The following is a 2,598-nucleotide window of genomic DNA, read 5'->3' as shown; positions in this document are numbered from 1 at the left end:
ACGGCGGCGGGGCCCGGGGTGATTCCCGGGCCCCGCCGCCGTTCTCGTACCGCCGTACCGTCCTGCCGACGCGCCGCCCTCAGCCGAGCAGGTCCAGCGCGCCCGTCCCGGTGAGGTCGTACGCCCCCGCGAGGAGCAGGAAGAGCAGCACCGCCAGCGTCAGCCCCGTGTAGTGCAGCCGCCCGAACAGGTTCCACCAGCGCCCGCGCCAGGCCAGCACCGTGCAGAGCGCCATCACCGGGGAGAGCGCCAGGGCCGTCACGACCAGGGCCGGGACCACCGTCAGCAGCGGCGAATCGCCCAGGAACAGCGTCTGGTTGAGCGCGTTGGCGTCCGCCGTCAGCAGGGCGAAGCAGCCGGTGGCGGCGAGCAGCAGCGCCCCGGTGGTCCAGCCGAGCAGCCGTACGGCCGGCCGGTCGGCCCGGCCCCGGCGGCGGGCCAGGCGGACCGCCGCCGCCACCGGCCAGCCGAGCAGGGTGAGGGCGAGGACGGCGAGGCTGCCGACGGCGACCGCCTGGTGCGGGCCGGGTGCCTGGTACCAGGCGAGCCGCTGGTAGGCGATGGTCGGGTCGGCGTCGGTGAGCAGCGTGAGGGTGCCGTCGGCGGTCCGCTGGAAGGCGATCCGCGCGGTGCCGCCGACCTGCTGGAACAGGCCGGGTTCGAGCTGCTCCCAGTGCGTCTCGGCCGCCTCCGGGTCCCGGGTGACGGGGCCGGTGACGGTGAGCCGGCCGTGCTCGGCGGTGACGTGCGGGGAGGCCATCAGGGCGGCGGCCCGGGTGAGGTCGGCGTGGCTGGTGCGGGTGGAGCGGTAGTCGCCGGTGTAGGCGTCCAGGCCGCCGGTGAGCGGCGCGGTCGCGGCGGCCGGGGGCGCGGGCAGGAAGCGGTCCAGGAAGGCGGTGAGCACCTGCTGGGTGGCCCAGCCGCCGCTGGCGTCGGTGCCGTCGCCGTTGAGGGTCACGTAGAGGCCGAGGCCGCGCTGGGGCAGCAGGGCGAGGTTGCTGTGGAAGCCGGGCACGTCGCCGTCCTTGACCAGCAGCTGCTCACTGCCGTGGGTGCGCTGCTCCAGCAGGTAGGCCAGGCCGGGCAGACGCGGGTCGGGGCCGTAGTGGCGGGCGAGCAGCCGCTCGGCCGTCGCCGGGTCGAGGATCCGCCGGGCGTCCGGGCCGCCCTGCGGGAGCAGGGCCAGCAGCAGCTTCGCCATGTCGTCGGCGGTGGTGACGGCGGCGGCGCCGGTGGGCGTCCAGGGGCCGTAGAGGCCCGCGGTCCCGGTCTGGCCGTCGCCCTCGGGGCGGTGGCCGCGGGCGAGGTCGGCGTCGATCGCGGCGGGGTGGGGCTGGCTGAAGGTGGTGCGGTCCATCCCGAGGGGCTGGAGGACGTGCTGGGAGACGTACTGGTCGAAGGGCTGCCCGGAGACCGTCTCGACCAGGTAACCGGCCAGCGCCACACCGTAGTTGTCGTACGCGGCGGCGGTGCCGGGGGCGCGGACCCGGTCCGGCTGGTGGGCGGCGAGCGAGGCGCCGAGGCCCTCGACCCGCTCGGGCCCGGCCTGGGCGAGGCCCATGAAGCTGTCGTCGAAGCCCGCGGTGTGGGTGAGCAGGTTCTCGACGGTGACCGGGCGGCCCGGGTAGCCGTCCCTGACCTTGAAGGCGGTCAGGTAGCGGTTGACGTCGGTGCCCAGGTCCAGCTTTCCCGCCGCGACCTGCTGGAGGACGGCGACGGCGGTGAACACCTTGGCGTCGGAGCCCATGAAGAAGGCGGTCCGCGCCGGGTCGACGGGCCGGTTCGTCCGGGTGTCGGCGACGCCGTAGCCGCCCGAGAAGACCTCCCGCCCGCCGGCCACCACGGTCACGGCGGCGCCGGGGATGCGGTGCTCGGCGAGCAGCCGGGGCAGCAGCTCGTCGAACAGGGCTCTCACCTGGACGGGGTCGGCCGGGGAGGGCGGTGCGCCGCTTCCGGCCGTCGGCACGCCTGTTCGCGTCGTCGGCGCGCCGGTTCCGGCCGTCGGCGCACCGGTTCCGGACGCGTGCCCGGCGGCGTGGGCCGGGGTGAGGCCGTGGAGGAAGAGGCCGAGGGCGGCCAGCACCAGGACCAGACGGACCAGCGGACGGCCGGCGGCGAAGCGCTTGGACATGGCGAACTCCCGTGATCGTTGCGGTGGTTGGCGGGGATCCGGCGCTCCGCTGACGGGCCGCTTCCGGACACCTCGAACGCTAGGCCGGGAGCGGTGGGCCGGGGCAGGGCCCCTGGGCGTCGATCGGGGGGTGTACCCAGGTACCGCCGAGAGGGGGCCGAGGCCCCGTGAACAGGGCGGCGGGGTAGGGCAGTCTGGTGGTCCGCAGGGTCGGGACGGCGGCCGCGAGGCCGGTACGGAGGGGGACGGACAGTGACAACGGGCAGCGTGGGCAAGGAAGTCGGGGACGGCGCCGAGGCCGCCGGGGTGAGCGCGGGCACCCCGCTCGACCGGGCGCGCCGGGCCGTACGGGACCTGCTGCGCGCGACGGCGCTGGCCGGGTTCGCGGTGCCGCAGCTGCTGCTGCTCGTCGCCGCCACGGTCACCGCCGTCCTGCTGGGCGTGGGCCTCGGCGTCCTGCTGGTGCC

The 2,598-nt window shown here is 76.3% G+C and carries 1 protein-coding gene and 1 pseudogene; one reads left to right on the top strand and one right to left on the bottom strand.

Features of this window, described 5'->3' with window-relative positions; genetic code table 11:
• Positions 1-79: 79 nt before the first annotated feature.
• The gene (locus AE652_RS28045) at positions 80-2,131 is read right to left on the bottom strand and encodes a serine hydrolase (protein WP_049656430.1); all 2,052 of its coding nucleotides are present in this window, start codon (positions 2,129-2,131) and stop codon (positions 80-82) included.
• Between the two features lie 267 nt (positions 2,132-2,398).
• Here AE652_RS28045 and AE652_RS28040 point away from each other — a divergent pair.
• Positions 2,399-2,598 (top strand): annotated as a pseudogene (locus tag AE652_RS28040) (sensor histidine kinase); the annotation flags it as partial.

It is taken from the genome of Kitasatospora sp. MY 5-36 (genome assembly GCF_001182915.1).
GTDB lineage: Bacteria > Actinomycetota > Actinomycetes > Streptomycetales > Streptomycetaceae > Kitasatospora.
The sequence above is the reverse complement of the archived record's forward strand: the minus strand, read 5'-3'. Positions and strand labels throughout refer to the sequence as shown.